This window comes from Stutzerimonas sp. KH-1 (assembly GCF_054483855.1).
Genome location: NZ_CM137011.1, coordinates 3,061,952 through 3,082,687 on the forward strand (window position 1 = coordinate 3,061,952; position 20,736 = coordinate 3,082,687).

22 protein-coding genes are annotated in these 20,736 nt (G+C 67.2%); 10 read left to right on the forward strand and 12 right to left on the reverse strand.

Going from position 1 to position 20,736, the window contains the following annotated elements; translation table 11 throughout:
- Positions 1 to 45: 45 nt before the first annotated feature.
- The gene (locus ACX1DW_RS14840) at positions 46 to 1,761 is read right to left on the reverse strand and encodes an OPT/YSL family transporter (protein ID WP_458991764.1); all 1,716 of its coding nucleotides are present in this window, start codon (positions 1,759 to 1,761) and stop codon (positions 46 to 48) included.
- A gap of 262 nt (positions 1,762 to 2,023) precedes the next feature.
- Here ACX1DW_RS14840 and ACX1DW_RS14845 point away from each other — a divergent pair, with 262 nt between their 5' ends.
- The 8 genes from ACX1DW_RS14845 (at position 2,024) to ACX1DW_RS14880 (ending at position 8,048) form a co-directional block, all read left to right on the forward strand.
- Entirely contained in the window at positions 2,024 to 2,608 is a 585-nt protein-coding gene (locus tag ACX1DW_RS14845; protein ID WP_102839682.1) for a helix-turn-helix transcriptional regulator, read from the forward strand.
- Positions 2,609 to 2,809: 201 nt separating this feature from the next.
- Positions 2,810 to 3,292, forward strand: a complete 483-nt coding sequence (locus ACX1DW_RS14850) for a curli production assembly protein CsgB (protein WP_458991765.1) — start codon at positions 2,810 to 2,812, stop codon at positions 3,290 to 3,292.
- Positions 3,293 to 3,310: 18 nt separating this feature from the next.
- Positions 3,311 to 4,192: a hypothetical protein gene (locus tag ACX1DW_RS14855; protein ID WP_458991766.1), complete on the forward strand. Its 882-nt coding sequence runs from the start codon at positions 3,311 to 3,313 to the stop codon at positions 4,190 to 4,192.
- A 45-nt stretch (positions 4,193 to 4,237) separates the two neighbouring features.
- Positions 4,238 to 4,642 (forward strand): hypothetical protein, encoded by a 405-nt coding sequence (locus ACX1DW_RS14860; protein ID WP_230726181.1) that lies wholly within the window; start codon positions 4,238 to 4,240, stop codon positions 4,640 to 4,642.
- A gap of 136 nt (positions 4,643 to 4,778) precedes the next feature.
- Entirely contained in the window at positions 4,779 to 5,384 is a 606-nt protein-coding gene (locus tag ACX1DW_RS14865) for a hypothetical protein (RefSeq protein ID WP_458991767.1), read from the forward strand.
- A gap of 72 nt (positions 5,385 to 5,456) precedes the next feature.
- Complete coding sequence (locus ACX1DW_RS14870) at positions 5,457 to 6,134, forward strand: response regulator (RefSeq protein ID WP_063539487.1); 678 nt, start codon at positions 5,457 to 5,459, stop codon at positions 6,132 to 6,134.
- Positions 6,131 to 7,528 (forward strand): ATP-binding protein, encoded by a 1,398-nt coding sequence (locus ACX1DW_RS14875; protein ID WP_458991768.1) that lies wholly within the window; start codon positions 6,131 to 6,133, stop codon positions 7,526 to 7,528. Before ACX1DW_RS14870 ends, ACX1DW_RS14875 begins: the two co-directional genes overlap by 4 nt.
- Positions 7,529 to 7,604: 76 nt before the next feature.
- The gene (locus ACX1DW_RS14880; protein WP_458991769.1) at positions 7,605 to 8,048 is read left to right on the forward strand and encodes a ketosteroid isomerase-related protein; all 444 of its coding nucleotides are present in this window, start codon (positions 7,605 to 7,607) and stop codon (positions 8,046 to 8,048) included.
- On the opposite strand, the gene ACX1DW_RS14885 is transcribed toward ACX1DW_RS14880, so the two are convergent.
- From ACX1DW_RS14885 to ACX1DW_RS14935, 11 genes are all read right to left on the reverse strand, one after another.
- Positions 8,049 to 9,698, reverse strand: a complete 1,650-nt coding sequence (locus ACX1DW_RS14885) for a complex I subunit 5 family protein (protein ID WP_458991770.1) — start codon at positions 9,696 to 9,698, stop codon at positions 8,049 to 8,051. It abuts the gene before it with no gap.
- Positions 9,695 to 11,191 carry a complex I subunit 5 family protein gene (locus ACX1DW_RS14890; protein ID WP_458991771.1) on the reverse strand — a complete coding sequence of 499 codons (1,497 nt, stop codon included), beginning with the start codon at positions 11,189 to 11,191 and terminating at the stop codon, positions 9,695 to 9,697. Before ACX1DW_RS14890 ends, ACX1DW_RS14885 begins: the two co-directional genes overlap by 4 nt.
- Positions 11,188 to 12,612, reverse strand: a complete 1,425-nt coding sequence (locus ACX1DW_RS14895) for a complex I subunit 5 family protein (protein ID WP_458991772.1) — start codon at positions 12,610 to 12,612, stop codon at positions 11,188 to 11,190. The genes ACX1DW_RS14890 and ACX1DW_RS14895 overlap by 4 nt, the downstream gene beginning before the upstream one ends.
- Positions 12,609 to 12,884: an NADH-quinone oxidoreductase subunit K gene (locus ACX1DW_RS14900; RefSeq protein WP_125920635.1), complete on the reverse strand. Its 276-nt coding sequence runs from the start codon at positions 12,882 to 12,884 to the stop codon at positions 12,609 to 12,611. The genes ACX1DW_RS14895 and ACX1DW_RS14900 overlap by 4 nt, the downstream gene beginning before the upstream one ends.
- Positions 12,881 to 13,789, reverse strand: a complete 909-nt coding sequence (locus ACX1DW_RS14905) for a Na(+)/H(+) antiporter subunit B (RefSeq protein ID WP_230726189.1) — start codon at positions 13,787 to 13,789, stop codon at positions 12,881 to 12,883. Before ACX1DW_RS14905 ends, ACX1DW_RS14900 begins: the two co-directional genes overlap by 4 nt.
- The gene (locus ACX1DW_RS14910; protein ID WP_110778307.1) at positions 13,782 to 14,075 is read right to left on the reverse strand and encodes a cation:proton antiporter; all 294 of its coding nucleotides are present in this window, start codon (positions 14,073 to 14,075) and stop codon (positions 13,782 to 13,784) included. Before ACX1DW_RS14910 ends, ACX1DW_RS14905 begins: the two co-directional genes overlap by 8 nt.
- Positions 14,068 to 14,319 carry a monovalent cation/H+ antiporter complex subunit F gene (locus ACX1DW_RS14915; RefSeq protein WP_063539478.1) on the reverse strand — a complete coding sequence of 84 codons (252 nt, stop codon included), beginning with the start codon at positions 14,317 to 14,319 and terminating at the stop codon, positions 14,068 to 14,070. The genes ACX1DW_RS14910 and ACX1DW_RS14915 overlap by 8 nt, the downstream gene beginning before the upstream one ends.
- A complete protein-coding gene (locus ACX1DW_RS14920) occupies positions 14,319 to 14,810 on the reverse strand; it encodes a Na+/H+ antiporter subunit E (protein ID WP_458991773.1) in 492 nt (163 codons plus the stop codon). The genes ACX1DW_RS14915 and ACX1DW_RS14920 overlap by 1 nt, the downstream gene beginning before the upstream one ends.
- Before the next feature lie 399 nt (positions 14,811 to 15,209).
- A complete protein-coding gene (locus ACX1DW_RS14925; protein WP_208217319.1) occupies positions 15,210 to 15,638 on the reverse strand; it encodes a DUF2628 domain-containing protein in 429 nt (142 codons plus the stop codon).
- A gap of 113 nt (positions 15,639 to 15,751) precedes the next feature.
- On the reverse strand, positions 15,752 to 16,405 hold the full coding sequence (locus tag ACX1DW_RS14930; protein ID WP_125868686.1) for a dienelactone hydrolase family protein: 654 nt from the start codon (positions 16,403 to 16,405) through the stop codon (positions 15,752 to 15,754).
- Positions 16,402 to 17,070 (reverse strand): phosphoribosyltransferase, encoded by a 669-nt coding sequence (locus ACX1DW_RS14935; RefSeq protein WP_316958905.1) that lies wholly within the window; start codon positions 17,068 to 17,070, stop codon positions 16,402 to 16,404. The genes ACX1DW_RS14930 and ACX1DW_RS14935 overlap by 4 nt, the downstream gene beginning before the upstream one ends.
- A 204-nt stretch (positions 17,071 to 17,274) precedes the next feature.
- Between ACX1DW_RS14935 and ACX1DW_RS14940 the strand changes: the two genes are divergently transcribed.
- Positions 17,275 to 18,360, forward strand: coding sequence for an ABC transporter substrate-binding protein (locus tag ACX1DW_RS14940; protein ID WP_458991774.1), 1,086 nt, complete (start codon positions 17,275 to 17,277; stop codon positions 18,358 to 18,360).
- Positions 18,347 to 20,719 (forward strand): putative bifunctional diguanylate cyclase/phosphodiesterase, encoded by a 2,373-nt coding sequence (locus ACX1DW_RS14945; protein WP_458991775.1) that lies wholly within the window; start codon positions 18,347 to 18,349, stop codon positions 20,717 to 20,719. Before ACX1DW_RS14940 ends, ACX1DW_RS14945 begins: the two co-directional genes overlap by 14 nt.
- Positions 20,720 to 20,736 lie beyond the last annotated feature (17 nt).

Sequence of the window (20,736 nt, forward strand, 5' to 3'; positions counted from 1 at the left end):
CCTTGCTGGCTACAAGGGGTACGACAGGCTGTGCGGCAGAATGATTCAGCGCAGCAACTGCCAGAGCGATGCACCGACGCCCGCCATGCTTTCGCCCGCCACCAGCCCCGCGGCAGCAACGATCACGAAACGCTCGCCGAGGCTGCGCCAGCGCGAGACGAAACACCATGCCAGCACGGCGCCAAAGGTCATCATCAGCGAGATCGACGCCGGGATGATGAAAGCCAGACCGAGCGCCGCGGAGCTGGGTAGCCAATGCACACGACGCTCCGGCAGCAAGGCCTCCAGAGCCCCGAGCGTCACGCCACAGAGCGCACCGACCAGCATCGCCCAGCGCACGTCGAGCGGCAGTGCGCCGAGCCCACCGGTCAGTGCCTCGGCCACGGCCTTCCAGGTAGCGACCGCCGGCGCGGGCCATTCCGGCGTGATCAGCATGCTCTGCGGATCGGGGATCAACAGCTGATAGGCCAGCACCCCGACCACACTGCCGAGCAGGATGCCCAGACACTGCGCCACGGCCTGACGGCCAGGTGCCGCGCCGATGGCGTGCCCGACCTTGAAGTCGTTGAGCAGATCGGTGCACTGCCCGGCGGCGCCGCCGGCGGTATTGGCGCTCATCAGGTTCACCGGCACCTGGCCGGGGGCGAACACACCAAAACCCAGCTGCGACAGCTGGCCGATGGCACCGATCGGCGGAATGCCGGTGGCGCCGACCACCCGAGCCGCAACCGTCGCCAGCAGCAGCGCCAGCGGAATCGACAGCAGCGCCAGGCCGGGATGAATGCCGAACAGGCCTATCTGCAGCATCACCACCAGCGCCACCGCAAGCCCGAGGCCGATAGCGGGCCACAGCGCCACTCGTGGCAGGCGCCAGTCACCGCGTTCCGCCGCGGCGCGCGGGCGCAGCAGGCGTACGCCCAGCGAGGTCAGGGTGGCACAGACCATCAGGCTGACGCCGGGCCACAGCAACCATTCGATCAGTACCGCGAACTGCGGGCCGTCGGCCGCCGCCGGCAACCGCACCAGGCCCTCGGCCAGCAGCCAGGGGGCCAACAGCCCCCAGGCCAGCAGGGCGCCGAGCAGCAACGAGAGCCCAACGCGCAAACCGATGATGCCGCCGAAGCCGACCAGCAACAGCGAGGGCTCGAACGTGAAGGTCAGCCGCTCCAGATGCGTCGAGGGCGCCCAGCGCGGCAGCATCCAGACAAAGGTATCCATCAGCTTGACCGCTGCCGACAACAGTGCCGCACCGCCCAGCACCCACAATCGGCGCCCGGCCTCGGCCCCATGGCTGAAGATCTGTTGCAGCGTCGCCAGTGTCGCCATGCCCTCGGGAAAGCGCAGGCCCGCGCTGACGATCAGCGACGGCCGCAGGTACCAGGCCACCCATACGCCGAGAAAGCTCACCGAGAACACCCAGGCCATCAGCGCCGGGCTGCCCAGCTGCTGGCCAGTGAGCAGCGTGTACGCCGGAATCGGTGCCACCAGCCCACCGGAGATGATCGAGGCACAGGACGAGGCCGTGGTCTGGGTGATGTTGCTCTCCAGCAGCGTCCAGCGCGGGCGGCCGAAGGTCGACGCAACGCTCTGCCAGAAGGCGAAGCCAACCAGCAGCGCGATGACCGACATATTGAACGACCAGCCGATCTTGAGCCCGGAATAGACGTTCGATGGTGTCAGCAGTGCGCCAAGCAGCAACCCTGTCAGCAGGGCACGAGCCGTGAGTTCGCGAGATGAAACGGCAACGGGGATATCAGTCATGCAGCTACCTTAGCAGCCGTTCCGTGCAAAAACGCGCGACGCTCCCGGCCACGCGTCTCTCGCTCGGCCAGGTTGCGCACCTGCTGGCCGGATAGTGCCCGTTCGCCATCGCTCGGCTGAACTTCGCTGCAAGGTGCTGGTCGTTTAGTAGCTTTTTAAACGATTACGCCCGACTGACTAGGTACCGAACATGGACGCGGATCTTACGCGGGGCAACACCTCCCCAACCGTCACGCTGTTAACCGGCAATGAACTGCTCGGCTTGTTCTTCCGCCACTTCCTCGGCGAGCAGGCCCAGGTCGAAGTGGCCCTGGCCAGCCTGGAATCACCGGAGAATCGCGGCGCCGACCTGTTTCTTGTCGATGCCGGCCACAGCGAAGCCGAACAGATTTCCAGCCTCATCGATCAGCTCGACGAGCACACCCCCGTCGCGCTGGTGAACATCGTGCCAGAGCAGGCCGAACAGCTGGTCGAGAAGCATCCGGTCATCCGTGGAGTGTTCTACAGCCACGCCACGCGCGAACACCTGCTCGAAGGCATCCGCGTGCTGCTGCAGGGCGGCGACTGGCTGCCACGCATTCTCACCGAGCGCCTGCTTGGCCAGTGGCGACGCATGCGCCAGCTTGCCGAAAGCAAGTCCAGCCTAACCCTGCGCGAGCGCGAGATCCTCACGCTCGCCGGCAAGGGCCTGTCCAACGCCGAGATCGCCGAGCAGCTGTGCTTGAGCCCTCACACGATCAAGAGCCATATCCACAACCTGCTGCGCAAGATCGGCGCCTCCAACCGCGCCGAAGCCGCCTATCTGCTGCGCAGCCGTCTGGACTGGGACAAGTCTTGCAGCGCCTGAACGTCGGAGTCCCGGTAGCGCCGCGGCGACGGGCGGCCTATCGGGTGTGCCGTGCGGACCAGGCGCTCAAGCACGGCGCGCGCAGTGCCAGGCATTAATCCTTGGCGGCCATCGCGCGCCGTGTCTTTACATCGTTCGATGGATGTTCAGCCTCGCCCGCTGCGTTAAAGAATCGCGCCCACTGCCATCAGGTACACGCCCATGTCCCGTTGCGTCCCAGCCACTGCCAAGCGCCTGATCGGCCTCGTCGCCGGCCTGATCTGCTCACCGCTGATGGCAGCCGACCTGCTGGATAACGGTGACCTCGCCCCCGGAGGCATCGCCGGGCCTGCCACTGCCATCCAGCTGACCGACGCGCGGGCGGCCTACATCCAGCAGATTGGCCAAAGCAATCTCGCCGAGCTGTCCCAGAACGGACAGGCATTGAATGCATGGGTGCTACAGCAAGGCGGCGATCAGGAAGCGTTCATCCTGCAGAACGGTGACCACCTGCTGGCGATCATCGAGCAGGTCGGCCAGGGCAACTATGCCGCCATCCGCCAGTCCGGCAGTGACAACCAGGCCAGCATCAGCCAATACGGCGCTTACAACGACGCGCGCATCGAACAGACCGGCAATGGCCTGCGCAGCGCGGTGACGCAATACGGCGTCGGTCAACAGATCAATATCGTGCAGGGCCGCTGAAAGGCCACGGAGAACCAGATGATCAAGCCCGCGGCAATCGCCACCCTGCTCGCCTTCAGCACGTCACATGCGCTGGCAGAGAACAGCATCGAACTCGAGCAGCGCGGAACCGACAACGTCGCCGAGTTGCAGCAGACCGGCCTGGTCGAATCCAGCGCGATCGAGGTCAGCCAGGACGGCAACCTAAATGTCGCCGCGATCACCCAGGTCGGCGATGCCTACTTCAAGGTGGCCAACCTCCAGCAGGTCGGTAATGCCAACGTCGCCACCATCGAGCAGACCGGGCGCACCAGTACACTGAACGCTAGCAGCATCGGCAACCGCAACCGGATCAGCGCCAGCCAGACGAGCTTCGTCACGGCGCAGGTCGAGCAGCGTGGCGACGACAACGTGCTGACCTTTCGCCAGGAAGGCTATTACGAAGGCTCGCGGCTGAACGTCTCGCAGGATGGCACAGGCAACCTGGCGGATATCTACCAGGGCGACGGCAACCGCATGAACCTCGTCCAGTCGGGCGGCTACAACGTGGCCGAGATCCGGCAGAACGACTACCACAACGAGCTGGATTTCAGCCAGAACGGCACGAGCAACCGGCTCACGGTCGATCAGAACGGTTTCGGCGGCCGCATCAGCGGCTCGTCCACGGGTAGCGGCAACAGCGTCGATATCGCGCAAAGCTTCATGTCCAACAACGCCTCGGTCATCCAGAACGGCAACGACAACCTGGCGAGCATCGAGCAGGGCAACTTCGGCCACCAGGCCAGCATCACCCAGCTGGGCACTGCCAACGAAGCGCGGATCACCCAGAGCATGCCGGTGCAGGATTACACGCGCCTGCCGGCCAGCGCGACGATCATCCAGAACGGCAGCGGCAATACCGCGAGCATCGTTCAGCAGTAATGCGGCAATCGAGCCGAGGACCGGCTCTCAACGGAAGCAAAACGGATGCTGACCATGACCCTCTTCACCTGGCTGCTCGCAGCCACTCCCTCACCCACCGGCGCACCCGTCGCGGCCGACCTAGGGCTGCAACCGCTCGAGGACAACCGCGTGGCCCTCTCGCTGTGCTTCAAGGGCAGCGGACAACAGGTTCGCTTCCGCCTGAAGGTCCGCTCCAGCGGCAGCGCCGGGACCTCGCAGAGCACCCAGAGCGGCACGCTCATCGCTGACGCAACATCCCAGTGCCCGGTACGCAACCGCCTGGGTATCGCCGCAGACACCGAGGTCGAAGCCGAACTGCAGTGGTGGATCGACGATGCCGAGCAGCCCCCGCTGCTGCGCCGCTATCCGGGCAGCACGGGCGATACCGACGAGCGCGAGGAGCCGGATCAGCCGCAGCAGATCGCCTGAAACCAGCCCTGGGCGACCGGCGGCACGGCGCGCCCGATCCGTTCAGCGCAGGTTCAGGCAGGGTTCAGTTGGCGTTCAGTGACATCCGTTCAGGCTAGGGGCCGTCAGTTTCCCACTGCCTGAAACGGAGTCACCGATGAACAAACTCAGCACCCTCGCCCTGGCCACATCCCTTGGCATCTTCAGCTTCGGCGCCCATGCCGCGGAGAACTTCGCCGGTCTCACCTGGGGTAAAACCACCGTCAACACCGATCGTTCCAGCGCCTTGAAGCAGAACATGGGCGGCGAGAACCGCTTCGATGACACCATCAGGAACAGCGGCACCTGGGGTGTTCGCGCCGGTCAGATGACCGACGAAGGCCGCTACTACATGACCTACGAGAACGTCTCGGACGATTACGGCAGCACCTTCAAGCTGCGCCAGCAGAACCTTATCGGCAGCTACGACCTGTTCGTCCCGCTGGGCGACACCACCCGCCTGTTCGGCGGTGCCAGCGCCGGTCTGACCAAGCTGGAGAACGAGTCCAAGGGCTACAGCCGTGACACCGACATCGGCTACCTGGTCGGCCTGCAGGCCGGTATCCTGCAGAAGCTCGGCGACAATACCTCGGTGGAAGCCGGTTACCGCTACCTGCGCAGCAACGCCGGTACCGAGGTCTCCGAGCGTGGGGTCGGCAAGCTGGGCTCGATCGACGTGCACAGCAGCAAGCAGGCCTATCTGGGTTTGAACTATCACTTCTGATGGCGTTTACGCTGACAGAACGTTGAACGACGGCCGGGCATTGCCCGGCCGTTTGCACAGGGAGCACAAGACATGAAGGTGCTGGTGGTGGAAGACGAGGCGCTGCTGCGCCACCACTTGCAGACGCGGCTCGGTGAAAGCGGGCATATCGTCGATGCCGTGCCGGACGCCGAAGAAGCGCTGTATCAGACCCACGAATTCAACCACGACCTGGCCGTCATCGATCTCGGCCTGCCGGGTATCAGCGGGCTGGACCTGATCCGCCAGCTGCGCAGCCGTGGCAAGACCTTTCCCATCCTGATCCTCACCGCCCGCGGCAACTGGCAGGACAAGGTCGAGGGCCTGGCCGCCGGCGCCGACGACTATGTAGTCAAGCCGTTCCAGTTCGAGGAACTGGAGGCGCGGCTGAACGCGCTGCTGCGCCGTTCCAGCGGCTTCACCCAGGCCACCATCGAAGCCGGCCCACTGCTGCTCGATCTCAACCGCAAACAGGCCACGGCCAACGGCGAGCCGCTGGCGCTGACCGCCTACGAATACCGCATCCTCGAATACCTGATGCGTCACCAGCAGCAGGTGGTGGCCAAGGAACGGCTGATGGAGCAGCTCTACAGCGGCGACGAGGAGCGCGACCCGAACGTGATCGAAGTGCTGGTCGGACGGCTGCGGCGCAAGCTCGAAGCGCAGTGCGCGATGAAGCCCATCGAAACCGTGCGCGGCCTCGGCTATCTGTTCACCGAGCGCTGTCGATGAGTCGACGCTGGCGCCGGCTGCAGGCGCGCATACGAACCCGTCTGGGCGGTGCGATGTCGCTGCGTCTGCGTCTGATGCTCGGCGCCGCAAGCCTGGCCGCGCTGTTCATGCTGGTCCTGCTGCCGGTTTTGCAGGGCGCTTTCAGCCTGACCTTCGAGCGGGTCATCGAGCAGCGCCTGGCGGCCGATGCCAATACGCTGATCACCGCCGCCCAGGTCGAGGAGAGCCGGCTGCAGATGCCCGAGCGGCTGCCGGACGAGGAGTTCAACCTGCCGGATGCACGACTGCTCGGTTTCATCTACGACCGCCGCGGCAAGCTGGTCTGGCGTTCCCGCTCGGCCGCCGACGAGCGCATCGACTACCGCCCGCGCTATGAGGGCGGCACCAGCGAGTTCCTGCGCGTGCGCGACGAAGCCGGAACGGAATACTTCGCCTACGACGTCGAGCTGCACCTGGCCGGCAGCCGCGACAATGCGTTCAGCTTCGTCACCATGCAGCCGACCAGCGAATATCTCAGCCTGTTCGAGGAGTTTCGCCGGCAGCTCTACCTGTGGCTGGGCAGCGGCCTGCTGGTGCTGCTGGCCCTGCTCTGGCTCGGCCTGACCTGGGGCTTTCGCACCCTCAAGCGGGTCAGCGCCGAGCTCGACCAGGTCGAGGCCGGGCAGCGCGAGCGCCTGAGCGACAACCACCCGCGCGAACTGCTGCGCCTGACCCGCTCGCTGAACCGTCTGCTGGACAGCGAACGGCGACAGCGCGAGCAGTACCGCAACTCCCTGGGCGACCTGGCGCACAGCCTGAAGACGCCGCTAAGCGTGCTGCAGGGCGTCGGCGAGACCCTTGCCGCGCAGACGCAGAGCCGCGAACAGGCCCAGGTGATGCAGGCGCAGATCGAACGCATGAGCCAGCAGATCGGCTATCAGCTGCAGCGCGCCAGCCTCGGCAAGAGCGGCCTGGTGCGCCACCGGGTCGAGCTCAGGCCATTGCTCGACAGCCTGTGCAGCACGTTGGACAAGGTCTACCGCGACAAACACGTGCAGGTCGACGTGCAGCTCGCCGAGCCCTGTGTCGTACCGATGGAACACGGCGCGCTGATGGAGCTGCTCGGCAATCTGCTGGAGAACGCCTACCGGCTCTGTCTCCGGCAGATCCGCATCAGCGCACGCACGCATGACGGCGACCTGCTGCTCGGCATCGAGGACGACGGCCCCGGCGTGCCGGTGGACCAGCGCGCGCGCATCATCCGCCGTGGCGAACGCCTAGACGCCCAGCATCCCGGCCAGGGCATCGGCCTGGCGGTGGTCAAGGACATCCTCGACAGCTACGGGGGCGAACTCAGCCTGGGCGAGTCGGCGCTCGGTGGCGCGGCTTTTCGCATTCGGCTGCAGGCCGACTGACCGAACGGCACTCCCGCACTGCCCCGACCGCTGCTAGAGTTCGCTGCCGAGCTATCTGCAGCCCATTGGAGGGCGCATGTCACTGGATGACCGCAAGAAACTCGTCCGTCAGCACCTCGACCTGACCTGGAACCGCGGGCACCTGGCGCTCGCCGAGCATCTGCACAGCAAGGATTTCCTCTACAAGAGCTCCTTTATCGGTCGCCCGCTGGGCAGTGCCGAGTTTCTCGACATGGTCCGGCAGATCCGCCAGGCCATGCCGGAGCTGGAAGTGGTGGTCGAGGAATGCCTCGCCGAAGGCAACCGGGTGGTGACCTGGAGCACGCTGATCGGCACCATCGCGCAGCCGGCGTTCGGCTATCCGCCCAGCGACAAGGTGCTGAGCATCTCCGCCATGGCCTTCTGGACCATCACCCCGACGCAGCAGGTGCAGGAGATCTGCACCATGTTCGACATGGAAAGCTTCCGCGCCCAGCTCGGCCTGGAGACCCGGCCGTTCGCCGAAAAGGCCCTACCCTGATCACCACAGCCAGCCCAACCAGAGCAGCAGCACCAGCAGCCAGGCACTGATCGCCAGGGCGCCGCGCTCCCATAGCCGGTTCCAGCGTCGCTCCCGCCTGCGCCAGCGCCCACGATCGAGCCGCACGCTGGGTTCGGGCAGCGGTGGCTGGCGCAGGAGACGCGTCAGGTATGACGATGCGCAGAGTGCGGGGTTGGGCAAACGCGCAAGGCTGGACGGCACCTGCCAGCGCCGAAACAGCGCCCACCCGGTGAGACCCATCGCCAGCAGCAACGGCCAAAGCGCCGCCCACAGACCCGCCGGATACAGACCCGCCAGCAGCGGATCGCGCAGCGCCGGCCACAACCACGGCAGCGCCACCGAGGCCAGGCTGAGCAGTGCCCAGGGCAGCCATTGCCCGAGCGGCGCGCGCGTGCTGACCTGCTGCTGGTCGCGCCACATCAGCCAGAGTGCGCGCCAGAGCAGCAGTGCGGTGGCGAAGCTGGCCAGCGTCAGCCATGGCGCCCAGGCGGCGAAGGCGCTGTCGTGCCAGGCGTCCTTGAGCAGGTACTTCACCGCTGCACCACTGGTGAGCGGCGCCCCCATGATCGCCAGCGCCGGCAGGACCAGCAATAACCAACCGAGGCGTGGCAGGCGCCCCTCGTGAACCATCCCGGCGGCGAGAAACAGCGCACCCTTGGCCAGCCCGTGATGCACGCCAAACAGCACCAGCAGCGTGAGCAGCGCGGGGGACGGCGCCTCCAGGCTCCAGGCCAGCGCCAGGACCATCAGCAGCCAGCCCATCTGGCTCACCGATGACCAGGCCAGCACCGCCTTGGACTTAGCGGCACGCAGTCCCAGCGCAGCGGCATAGAACGCGCCGAACAGGCCGACCACGAGTAACGGCGTGCTCCAGGCCGTCAGCGTTGGATCGGCCTCCGGCACACAGCGCCAGACGCCGAGGATGCCGGCCTTGAGCATTGCCCCGGAGAGCACCGCGCTGGCCGGTGCCGGCGCCTCGGGATGGGCCAGTGGCAGCCAGACGTGCAGCGGCCAGAAGCCGGCCTTCAGCCCGAGCCCGAGCACCAGCAGGGCCAGGGTCAGATGGTCGATCGGCTGCGCCTGCCAGCTGGCGAAGTCGAAGGCCAGCGCGGCGCCGTGGCTGCGCAGCAGCAGCCCGGCAAGCAGCAGCATTTCGCCGCTGATCGCCAGTTGCAGATACAGCCGCCCGGCGCGCCGCGGCCCCGGTCCACCGTGATGCACGATCAGCCCGTAGGCAGCCAGGCTCATGGCACTGAAGCCGAGGTAGAAGCTCAGCGCATCGGTGGCGATGATCAGCAGCAGGTTGCCGGCCAATGCCAGCTGCCAGAAGGCCCAGAAGCGCAGCCGTCCCGCCCCATGGGCCAGGCTGCTGCTGGCGAAAACCGCGGCGCAGCCCCAGAGCACGGCGGAAAAGCCCAGCCAGGCGCGAGTCAGCGCATCGTCGGCGCCCCAGCGCACGCCTTCCCAGAGCCAGGGCAGCTCCAGTGACGGCGGTGGTTGCAGCGTCGCCAGCAGCGCCGGCAGACAACTCAGCCAGAGCCAGGGCAGGCAGCGTTCGCGCAGCCAGGGCAGCAACGCGCCGCCGAGCAGCGGAGCGAAGGGCACCAGCAGCCAGAGCCAGGCGTTCATATGGCGAACTCCCGCTCGACGATCAGCTGGCTCCAGCCCAGCGGGCTGAGCGCCGTCGCCGCCAGCAACCCGACCAGCAGCGATAGCAACGCAGTGAGCAATGGCGGAAGCAGCAGCATCCAGTGGGTCTCGAAGCGCTCGTCGGCCCAGCGGTTCTGGTGCCAGTCGGCGGGCTCGGCGAACCAACCGCGCCAGAGCAGCGGCAGGAAGTAGGCGGCGTTGAGCAACGCGGAGCCGAGCAACACCAGCAGCACCCAGTCCTGTCCGACCTCCAGTGCGCCGAGCCCGAGCGTCCATTTGCTGATGAAGCCGGCGATTGGCGGTATGCCGATCATGCCCAGCGCGCCCACCGAGAACGCCGTCATGGTCCAGGGCATGCGCCGGCCGACGCCATCCATCTCGCGGATGCGATGGATGCCCAGGGTCTCGGCGAAGTTACCCGCGCAGTAGAACAGCGTGACCTTCATCAGCCCCTGATGCACCAGGTGCACCAGGCCGCCCACCGCGGCGATCGGCCCGAGCAGCGCCACCCCCAGCGTGACGTAGGACACCTGACTGATGGTCGAGTAGGCCAGGCGCTTCTTCAGCTCCTGCTGCTGCATGGCACGCAGCGAGCCGTAGAGAATGGTCGCGGCCGCCAGCCAGAGCAGCGGCGTGGTGAGGTCCAGGCGCATCAGCGCCTCGGCGCCGAACACGTCGTAGACCACCCGCACGATGCCGAAGGCGCCCGCCTTCACCACCGCCACCGCATGCAACAGCGCGCTGACCGGCGCCGGCGCGACCATCGCCTGCGGTAGCCAGCCATGCAGCGGGATCAACGCGGCCTTCACGCCGAGGCCGAAGATCAGCAGGGCGAAGGCCACGCGCAGCGTCAGGTCGTGCTCCTCGACCTGTTCCAGCAGGTAGCCGGCGGCCTGGAAATCCGGAGTACCGGCGATGCTGTGCAGCAGCGCCACACCCATCAGTACCAGGGTGCCGCCAGCGACCGTGTAGGCCAGATAGATGCGCCCGGCGGCCAGCGACTCCGGCTTGCCGCGATGCACCACCAATGGGAAGGTGGCGAGGGTCAGCAGCTCGTAGAAAAGCAGGAAGCTGACCAGGTTGCCGGCCAAGGCTAGGCCGACGGTGGCGCTGACGCACAGGCTGAAGTAGCCGAAGAAGCGCGAGCGCAGCGGCGAATTTTCCAGATAGCCGATGGCGTAGACGGTGGTCACCGCCCACAGCAGCGAGGACAGCGCGACGAACAGCAGCGACAGCGCATCGGCCTGCAGCACCAGCGGCGCGCCCGGCAGCAGCGGCACGATGAAACGGTACTCGCTGCCCTGGCTGACGCCGTAGAGCATGCTCGCGACCAGCACCAGCTTGAGCGTCACGCCGAACAGGTTGAGGCTCACCCGCAGGCGCTGCTGTTCCTCGCGCAGCGCGAAGATCACGAGGCCCGGCAGCAGCGAACTGAGCACGATGCCCAGCGGCAACAGCTCACGCCAGCTCATCGCCCGAGCCCTCCGAGCCAGAGCAGCAGCGGCTCGCTGATCAGCGCCAGCCCCCAGACCAGCAGCGCCGGCAGCAGGGCCAGCCACTGCGCCAGGCGATCGGCATGAATGCTCGGCGGGTTCGGCCGGGCGCGGTCGAAGCCATGGGCGACGACGCGGAACACGTAGGCGGCCGACATCAGCGTGCCGAACAGCACGCCCAGCGCCCAGGGCCAGTGCTGCGGCCGCTCGAACAGTGGCTGCAGCAGCAGCCACTTGGCCAGGAAGCCGCCGCTGGGTGGCAGCCCGACCAGACTGCCGCCGGCCACGGCGAAGGCGGCCAGGGCGATCGGCACGTTCTGGCTGGCGCCCTTCATGCCGTTGACCCGCTTGCTGCCGAGGATGGTCTGCAACTCGCCGGCGGCGAGAAACATCGACACCTTGGCCAGCCCATGGGCCAGCACGAACAGCCACAGCGCCGCATGCAGACGCGGCTCGTCGAGGTGCAGCAGCAGGCCGAGCGCCAGCAGCGCATAACCCAGCTGGGCGACCGTCGAGTAGGCCACCAGGGTCTTCAGCCGTGGCGCGCGCAGTGCCGACCAGCCGCCGGCAACCAGCGCCAGCACACCCGCACTGCCGAACAGCAGGCCGGCGTCGCGACCGAGCTCAGCCGGGGCGATCTCGCTCCAGATCAGCCAGAGGATGTACAGCGGCCCCTTGACCACCAGCGCCGAGAGCAGCGCGCTGACCGCGGTCGGCGCCGCGGCGTGGGCCGGCGGCAACCACAGGTGCAGCGGCCACAGCGCGGCCTTGAGCATCAGCCCCACGCTCATCAGCAGCAGTGCCAGATGAGTCGCGCCATCAGCTTCGGTCAAGCGCGCCAGCAGGGCCAGATCGAGCAGCCCGTAGCGCCCGTAGATCAGCGCCACGCCAAGCAGGTAGGCCAGTGAGCCGGCCAGCGACAGCAGCAGGTAGTTCAGCGCCGGTTTCCACGCCTTGCGCCCGGCCAGCGACACCAGCGCCACGGCCACCAGGCTGAGCAGTTCCAGGGTCACGTAGAGGTTGAACAGATCGGCCGACAGCCACAGCGCGGCCAGTGCCGCATGCAGCAGGCAGGACAGCGGCCAGTAGTCCGCCTTGCCGGTGGCATGGGCGATGCGCGCGGCATACAGCGCCACCAGCAGGTGCAGCCCGGCGGTGAACACCAGCAGCAGCGCGGCCAGCGGGGTCAGGCGGAAACGGATCGCCAGCCCCGCCTCCCAGCCACCAATCAGCAGGTGGTGCTCGCCATGATCGAGCACCACCTGCAGCGCCATGATCGCCGCCAGGAGCGCGCCGAGGCTCAGCGCGATCACCCAGCGGCCGCCGCGTGCCGGGCGCAGCAGGATCAGCAGCAACGCGCCGGCCAGGGGCAGCAGCAGGCTGACCAGCGCGGCGTTCATCGCTTGGTCTCCGACGCCAGCGCGCTGCTCAGGCGCAGCGCCAGCGCGGTGGCACTGACGGCGACCACCAGCCCGGTGACCACCAGCGCCACCAGCAGCGGGTCGCTCGGATCATGACGCGCCGCCAGGGCGATCATCACCAGGAACACACCACTGCCCATCAGGTTGATGGCGATGATCCTCCGCAGCGCGTGGCGCAGCGTCAGCAGGCCGTGCAGACCGAGCAGCCAGAGGGCGAAACCGATGGTGATCCAGAACAGCGTGGCGCTCATGACTGCGGCTCCGGATCGTCGCCGATCACCAGCAGGCTCAGGCTGGCGGCGATGGACAGCGTCGCCGCGGCCTCGATGAAGACGATCAGCGGCTTGGCCCAGCCGACCGGGTAATGCAGCCAGCCATCGCCGAACCAGGCACAGGCGGCGGCCACGCCGACGAACAGCAGCAGCCCGATCAGCACCAGCAGGCGCAGCGGCCAGAAACTCCAGTACAGCGCCGGCAGCGCACCCGCCAGGCGCAGCAGGACGATGCCGGACGCCAGCAGCGCGCCAGCCTGAAATGCGCCACCCGGTGAGGCCGCACCGCGCCAGAGCACATAGCCGCCGGCGAGCACCAGCAGCGGCGCGAGGGTTCGGCCCCAGGCGCGCAACAATGGCCAGGGCTCGCTCAGCTGCGGCTGCAGCGTGCCGAGCTGGCGCGCGCCAAGCAACGCCAGTAGCAGCACCGCCAGTTCCAGCAAGGTGTCCCAGGCACGGAAGTTCAGCAGCACCGCCGTCACCGGATGCTCGACGCCGCTCTGCGCCAGCGCAGCATCGATCTGCGTCGGCACGCTCGGTTGCAATTCGGCCAGCGGCGCCAGCTGGGGCAACACCATCAACAAGAGCGGCAGCAGCACCGCCACCGCGGCCAGACGCCGGCGGCGCGACAGCTGCGGCTCGCTGCCGGCCCGCGGCTGGCGCGCCAGCGCGGCGAACAGCAGCACACCGGTCAGCCCGGCACCGATGGCGGCTTCGGCCAGCGCCAGGTCGGCGGCTCCCAGCCGCGCCCAGACCAGCGCCAGCACCAGGCCGAAGGCGATGAACAGCAGCACGCCGGCATACAGCTGGCGTACATGCAGCGCGCCGCCGGCCAGGCCGAGCAGCAACAGGCCGAGCACTGCATCCAGCAGCCAGTCAGTCATCCTCGCCCTCCTCGCCGGCCTGGCGCGCCAGCAACTGGCAGGCGGTGGCGCCGGAGGCCAGCACCAGCAGCCAGATCAGCAGCATCTGCGCCACTTCCAACAGGCTGGTCGCACGCAACGCGAGCCCGGCGACCACCAGGCCGAGGCCGAGGGTATCGGCCTTGGTCAGCGCATGCAGCCGGCTCAGGGTATCGGGAAAGCGCAGCAGGCCGACGCTGCCGGCAAAGAAGAACAGCAGGCCGCCGGCCAAGAGCAGCCAGCTGAAGGCATTCAGCAGCTCATTCATGGCGGCTGCGCCGCAACAGTTGCACCAGCGCGGCGCTGACGATCGCCGCCAGCAGTGCCAGTACCAGCGCCGCATCGCGCAACGCCGGAGCGCCCTGCCACTGCGCCAGCACCAGCAACAGCGCGGTGCCAGTGGTGCCGAACAGCTGCACGGCGAGCAACCTGTCGACCCGGCCGGGCCCGAGCAGCACGCGCCAAAGCCCGACCAACAAGGTCAGCAGCAGGAGCGCCGCGAAGACCGCCATCACGACGCATCCCCTGCAGCGAGCAGCTGATCGAGGCGTTGCTCCATCTCATCGACGGCGGCCTGCCAGGGCTGGCGCTCGTCCAGCACGTGCACCCACATCCGATCGCCGTCGATGCGTGAAGCCAGTGTGCCGGGCAGCAGCCCGACCATCGCCGACAGCAGCAGGCGTACCCGCGGCGAACGGCTGTGGAAGGCGTAGGGATGCCATGCCGGCTGCAGTGGGCAGCTGGGTCGCAGGGCACGAAGGGCCACGTCCCAGCCACCCAGCAACATGTGCTTGAGAAACAGCCCGATAAACGCCGGCAGCGCAGCCAGCCGGATAGTCAGCGGCCGCAACCCAAGCCAGAGGCTCAGGGCGACCGCCAGCGCCACCGTGGGCGCACCCAGCAACCAACCCTGCCCGGCGGCGAACAGCGCCCAGAGCGCGGTATAGATCAGCAACCAGAAGAGCGCGTCGGCAGCTCCGCGACGCAGTGCGGCGTGGCTCATCCCATTCTCCTTGGCATTCCGATCTTTGTAACAAGTCGAGGCCAAGAGTTCGCCGCTGTCCATATTCCGCGGCGAAATGCGTTGTATCAGCAGATTGCCGTTCGGCTTGGCGCTTCGCCGCGAGACCGACGGGACGACCAGAACAGACACGGGGCCTGGCTCCGATACCGCAGGCTGAACGCCCGGTACGACGAGCACCCATGAGGGAAGGACAGCGATGCCGCTGGCATGCCGAATGCCGGGAACCCCGGGTGCGTGCAATCGCGGTGATGCTGGTCGGCCAGGGCACTAGGTGCTGAGTCAGCTGCCGCTTCTGGTGTTACAACCGCTAACCGTCAATTTGGTCGGCGTAGCGGCGCTGCGGCCCTCGCCCGCCGACCTGGTGTCGCGACGGCGAAGCTACAGCCAGCCGTTGTCGCCCAGTACCTGACTCTTGTAGAAATCGAGATTGGCACGCATGGCGAACACGCCAGCGACACCATAGGAAAGGAAGCGCGCGAACTCGCCGTAGCCCAACGCATCAAGGCCCATGATGATCAGGCTGACCGCGATCAGTGCCAGCAACGTATAACTAACCGCCCGACGCCACATGCCCTTGGCCAGGTAGTACAGCGGCCCGAACAGAAAGGCGAGGATGTTGAACGCCATGGCTTTGCGCCGCTCGGCGGCAGGCAGACTCTTGAATGCTGGCAGGCGCGGCCCTCCAGCCTGGGCAATGGCAAAGAAACGCCGTTTCCAGGCGTCGGAAACGGGCAATGCATCGATCCGGTGCGTCTCATCGGCGGCCAGCGTGGCAGCCGGCGGTGCGTAAGGATTGTGGGTACTCATGAAACCTCCTTGTTGTCGAGCACCCTATCATCGCGGCCGCCGTCGATCCTCGCCAATCGACGTGCCAGCAGCGTGCTGCACCGCATGTTTCTCGCGGTCTGCAGGCGCCGCGCTCAGCGCAGGTAGCGCACGAACCAGTCGCCGGCCAGCTGGGCAACCTCTTCCAGCGTGCCATGCTCCTCGAACAGGTGGCTGGCACCGGGCACCACCACCAGCTGATGCTCGCATTGCAAACGTGCCGCGGCGGCGCGGTTGAGTTCGAGCACCTCCAGATCGCGGCTGCCGACGATGAACAGCGAAGCGGCGTGGACTCGTGCCAGCGACGGCTCGGCCAGATCGACACGGCCGCCGCGCGAGACCACCGCCGCGATGTCCGCCGGGCGTGACGCCGCGGTGGTAAGGGCCGCGGCGGCACCGGTGCTGGCGCCGAACAGGCCGATGCGCAGTTCGCGCAACTGCGCATCGCTGCTCAACTGGTCAACCACGCCAGTCAGGCGCTGGCTGAGCAGCGGAATGTCGAAGCGCAGCTGGCGGGTGATCTCGTCGATGGGTTGTTCGTGCTTGGTCAGCAGGTCGAACAGCAAGGTGCCCAGGCCCAACTCGTTGAAGCGCCGCGCCACGCTCTGGTTGCGTGGGCTGTGCCGGCTGCTGCCGCTGCCGTGGACGAACACCACCAGCCCGGTGGCATGCGGCGGCAGACAGAGGTCGCCATGCAGGCGGGCCTTGCCGAGGGTGAAGCGCATCGGTGTCGATGAAGGCTGGCTCATGCCGGCTGCCCTCCGCTGCTCCAGGCGCGCCGCAGCAAATCGACCACCAGCTGGTCCGGGGTCTGGTCGAAATTCTGATACCAGCGGCCAATGGCGTAGAGGTCGTGGGGCATGTGCAAGCAGACGACACGGTCGGCCAGCGGCTCCAGCTGTGCGACGCTCTCCGGCGCCGCCACCGGCACCGCCACGGTGATACTCGCCGGCTCCAGCTGACGCACCGCCTTCACCGCGGCACGCATGGTGGCGCCGGTGGCCAACCCGTCGTCCACCAGGATCACCGCGCGTCCCGCGACTGCTGGGCGCGGATGGTCGCCGCGATAGGCCTGTTCGCGGCGCTGCAGCTCGTGACTCTCCTGGGCGATGGTGCCGTCAATCTCGGCCTTGGAGACGTGCACGTAGCGCACGATGTCCTCGTTCATCACCCGCACACCGCCACTGGCAATGGCGCCCATGGCCAGCTCGCGATTGCCCGGCGTGCCGAGCTTGCGCACGACCAGGATGTCCAGCTCCAGGCCGAGGCGCTGCGCCACTTCGAAGGCCACCGGCACACCGCCGCGCGGCAGCGCCAGCACCAGGGCATCGGTCCAGTCGTCCTCCTGCGCGAGCCGCTCGGCCAATGCCTCGCCTGCATATATTCGATCAGGGAAAGGGATCTTCAGGGTCATGGCCGGTTCCTCGCTACGCTGCCGATTGCAATGGAGTCTGGCTCAAGAATGGGAGGTCCGTGGGCCGCTGCGACAAACAACGCGGTCGCCACTGATCGGTGCGGGTACGAAAGGCATTGCCGTCATATGTCTGGCGCCATTAAAGTGCCATTATTGCGACCGTGCCGCTCGGCCGGCGCGACCTCTGCCAGCGGAAGGATACCCATGCCGAACAACAAGAAACCCCGGGTTGCCTGGTGCGCACGCAGCGTTCTGCTGACGACCGTGAGCCTGCTGTTTCCCTCCGCCTCGCTGCAGGCGGCACAGAGCCTGACGCTGCTGACCTGGGAGGAATTCCTTGGCGAGGCGGTGATCGAGCGCTGGCAGGCCGAGACCGGCGTTGAAATCCGGCAGATCTACTTCGACAGCGGCGACAAGCGCGACGAAGTGCTGGCCAAGACCGACCACCAGGTCGACGTCGCCCTGACCGAGCTGATCAGTTCCACCCGTTTCGGCGCGCGCGGGCTGCTGCAACCGCTGGACCAGGCCACGCTGCCAGGGCTGCGCCACATCCCGCAACGCTGGCGTGACAGCTGCGGCCCGCACAGCGTGCCGTATCTCTGGGGCACGCTCGGCATCGCCTATCGCAGTGACCGCGTCGAACGCACGCCCCGCTCCTGGGCAGACCTGCTGCAGCCGGCTCGGGCGAACGAGCCACACATCATCATGATGGAAGACCACGAGGACATCCTCGCCAGCCCGCTGATCCTCCAGCAACGCTCGATCAACACCGCGGACAACGACGAGCTGAAGGCCGCGTTCGAGCTGCTCATGGCCCAGGCGCCGGCCGTGCTCACCTACGAATACGTGATCACTTCCCTGCGCAGCCAGCGCTATCTGGACCAGGCGGACATGGCCCTGGCCTACAGCGGTGACCAGCAGGTCCTCAACGAGGTCGAGGGCATCGACGGCGAACCCTGGCGCTACGTGGTGCCGGAAGAAGGCACGCTGCTGTGGGTGGACTGCCTATCGGTGCCGACCAGCACCCCGAACAAGGCCCTGGCGTATCGCTTCCTGGAGTTTCTCCTGCGCCCGGAAATCGCCGCGCTGAACGCCGCCGAGCTGGGTGTGGCGACCCCCAATGCCGCAGCACGGGCACTGCTGCCGGCGGAGGTACGCCAGGACCCGAGCATCTACCCACCGGAGCCGGTGCTCGAGCGCAGCCAGGTCTACGAACCGCGCCCGCTGCAGGCCACGCAGACGCGGCGACGCATCATCAGCGCACTGATCAACGCCCATGACGCTCGGTAAGCGCGCCCTGCTGGTGATCTTTCCGGTCATTCTGATCATCCAGCTGGTTGCCGCGACCGCCGCCTACCTGACCCAGCGATCCGCACTGCTGGATCTGGAACAGGCCCGCCTGGCGCAGCAGCTGTCCGCGCTGAAATCGGCCTATCTGGACTACGAGGCCTTCAACCGCAGCGTGCTCTACTCGATCATGGAAAGCGAGGCGCTGCTGGCATTCCTGCGCGAGGCGGATACCGCCTTTCGCAACGACACCCTCGGGCTGAGCATCCAGCAAGCCATCCGCTCGCTGTCGACCGCCAAGCTGTCGTTCGCCTCGGTCGCCATCGTTCAGCCGGACGGCGAGCCGGCCTACTACTTCGAAAGCAGCCTGTCGCCGTTCGCCAGCATGAACGTGATCCAGCAGCAAGCGGTTCGGCAGGCGAAGCAGGGGCTGGAGCCCGCCGCAATGGTCTATGTCGAGCAGGCCGAGGGCGGCCCGCTTCTGCTGCAGACTGACTTCATCCTGCCCGCATCCGGCAGCCGGCCATTGCCCAGCCAGCGTGGCGAAGCCTTCGCCCTGCAGCTGGCGGTGCGCCCGGAGGCCTTCATTGCGCTGAAACAGGCGCTTGAACACGAATACCGCGCGCAGCTGAAGATCGCCGCCGAACTGGCTCCGATCCAGCCGGAGTTGTCCGCCGACGTGCTGCTGTCGCGCTCGCTGTATGCGCGGCTCACCCCGGCCCCGGAATACCTCGCCGAGCGTCTGCAAACGCTGCGCCTGGCATTCCTCGCCGGTGGCGCGCTGGTGTGCGTGGTTTCCATCGGCCTGTTGCTGCTGTTGATCCGCCGCTACGTCACCGCCCCCATCAGCCAGCTCGACGACCAGCTCACCGACCTGTTGTTGTGCAAGCGCGCCGCGCTCGACGAACCCACCGTCGGCGGCGAAATCGGCCGCCTGACGCTGAACATGAAGACGCTGCACGATCACAACACCGCCGCGCTGCGCCGTATCCAGGAGATCTCCTGGACCGACAGCCTGACCCAGACCAGCAATCGCGCGCATTTCGGCATGCTCGCCAACGCCATGTACGAACGCTGCCTGCACAGCGACAAGCGTCTGGCGCTGCTGTTCATCGATCTGGACAACTTCAAGCAGGTCAACGATCAGCACGGTCACGATGCCGGCGACACGCTGCTGCGGATTTTTGCCCAGCGCGCCCAGGGCGTGCTGGAGGCGCACCGGCTGCGCCATCCGCAGACGGAAACGGCCCTGGCCCGTTTGTCAGGCGACGAGTTCGCCATCCTGCTGCTGACCGAGCCCGGCGCTGCAGATCTGGAAGAGCTGTGCGAGGCACTGCTGGGGCTGTGTCGTGGCGGCTTCCGTCTCGAGGATCGGCTCTACCCGGTGGGACTGAGCATCGGCACCGCCCGCTACCCGGACGACGCGGATTCCATCACCCAACTGCTGACCCGTGCCGATACCGCGATGTATCAGGCCAAGGCCGAAGGCAAGAACGCGGTGGTGGCCTTCAGTGGCGAACTCGCGCTACGCAACGAGCGCATCCGCCTGATCGAAGAGCAGCTGCGCGCGCTCGACGGCGACGACCAGCTGCGCCTGGTGTATATGCCGGCGCTCGACCGTGAAGGTGCGGTGGTCAGCTGCGAAGTGCTGCTGCGCTGGCATTCGCCGATCCTCGGCACCGTCTCGCCGGCGGAGTTCATCCCCATCGCCGAGCGTGCCGGGCTGTTTCCGAAGATCGACAGCTGGGTGATCGACCATGCACTGGCCGAGTACCCCGAGCTGGTCCGCCTGTTTGGCGAGGGTGTCATTCTGGCGATCAACGTGTCCTCGGCCCAGCTGGTGGACGATCGCATCTGCCGCTACCTGATCGAGCGCGCCGCCCACCACGGCATCGAGCCGGGCAGGATTGAAATCGAGCTGACCGAAACCTACGCCGCCGAGCTGAGCAAGGACACCATGGCGGTGGTCAAGGGCATGCGCCAGGCGGGTTTCCGCGTGGCGATCGACGACTTCGGCGTCGGCTACACCTCGTTCCAGCAGCTGCTGCAGTACCCGGCGGACACCATCAAGCTGGACATGGTGATCGTCGACAGCCTCACCCGCCCGGACATGCAGCAGAGCCTCGCGGCGCTCATCGCCTTCTGCCATGCGCAGGGCAAACGGGTGAACGCCGAGGGCGTGGACAACATGGAAAAGCAGTCGGCCCTGCTCGAGGCCGGCTGCGACCTGTTCCAGGGCTACCTGCTCTCGCCGCCGCGTTCGCTGTCGGCGCTGGCAGACTGGATGGCCGTGCGCCGGCGCGCACTGGCGCCGCTGCGCCTGGAGCAGCTGACGCCACGCGAGGTATCGCAGCCCGGTTGAGCGAGCCCTGTCAGCGC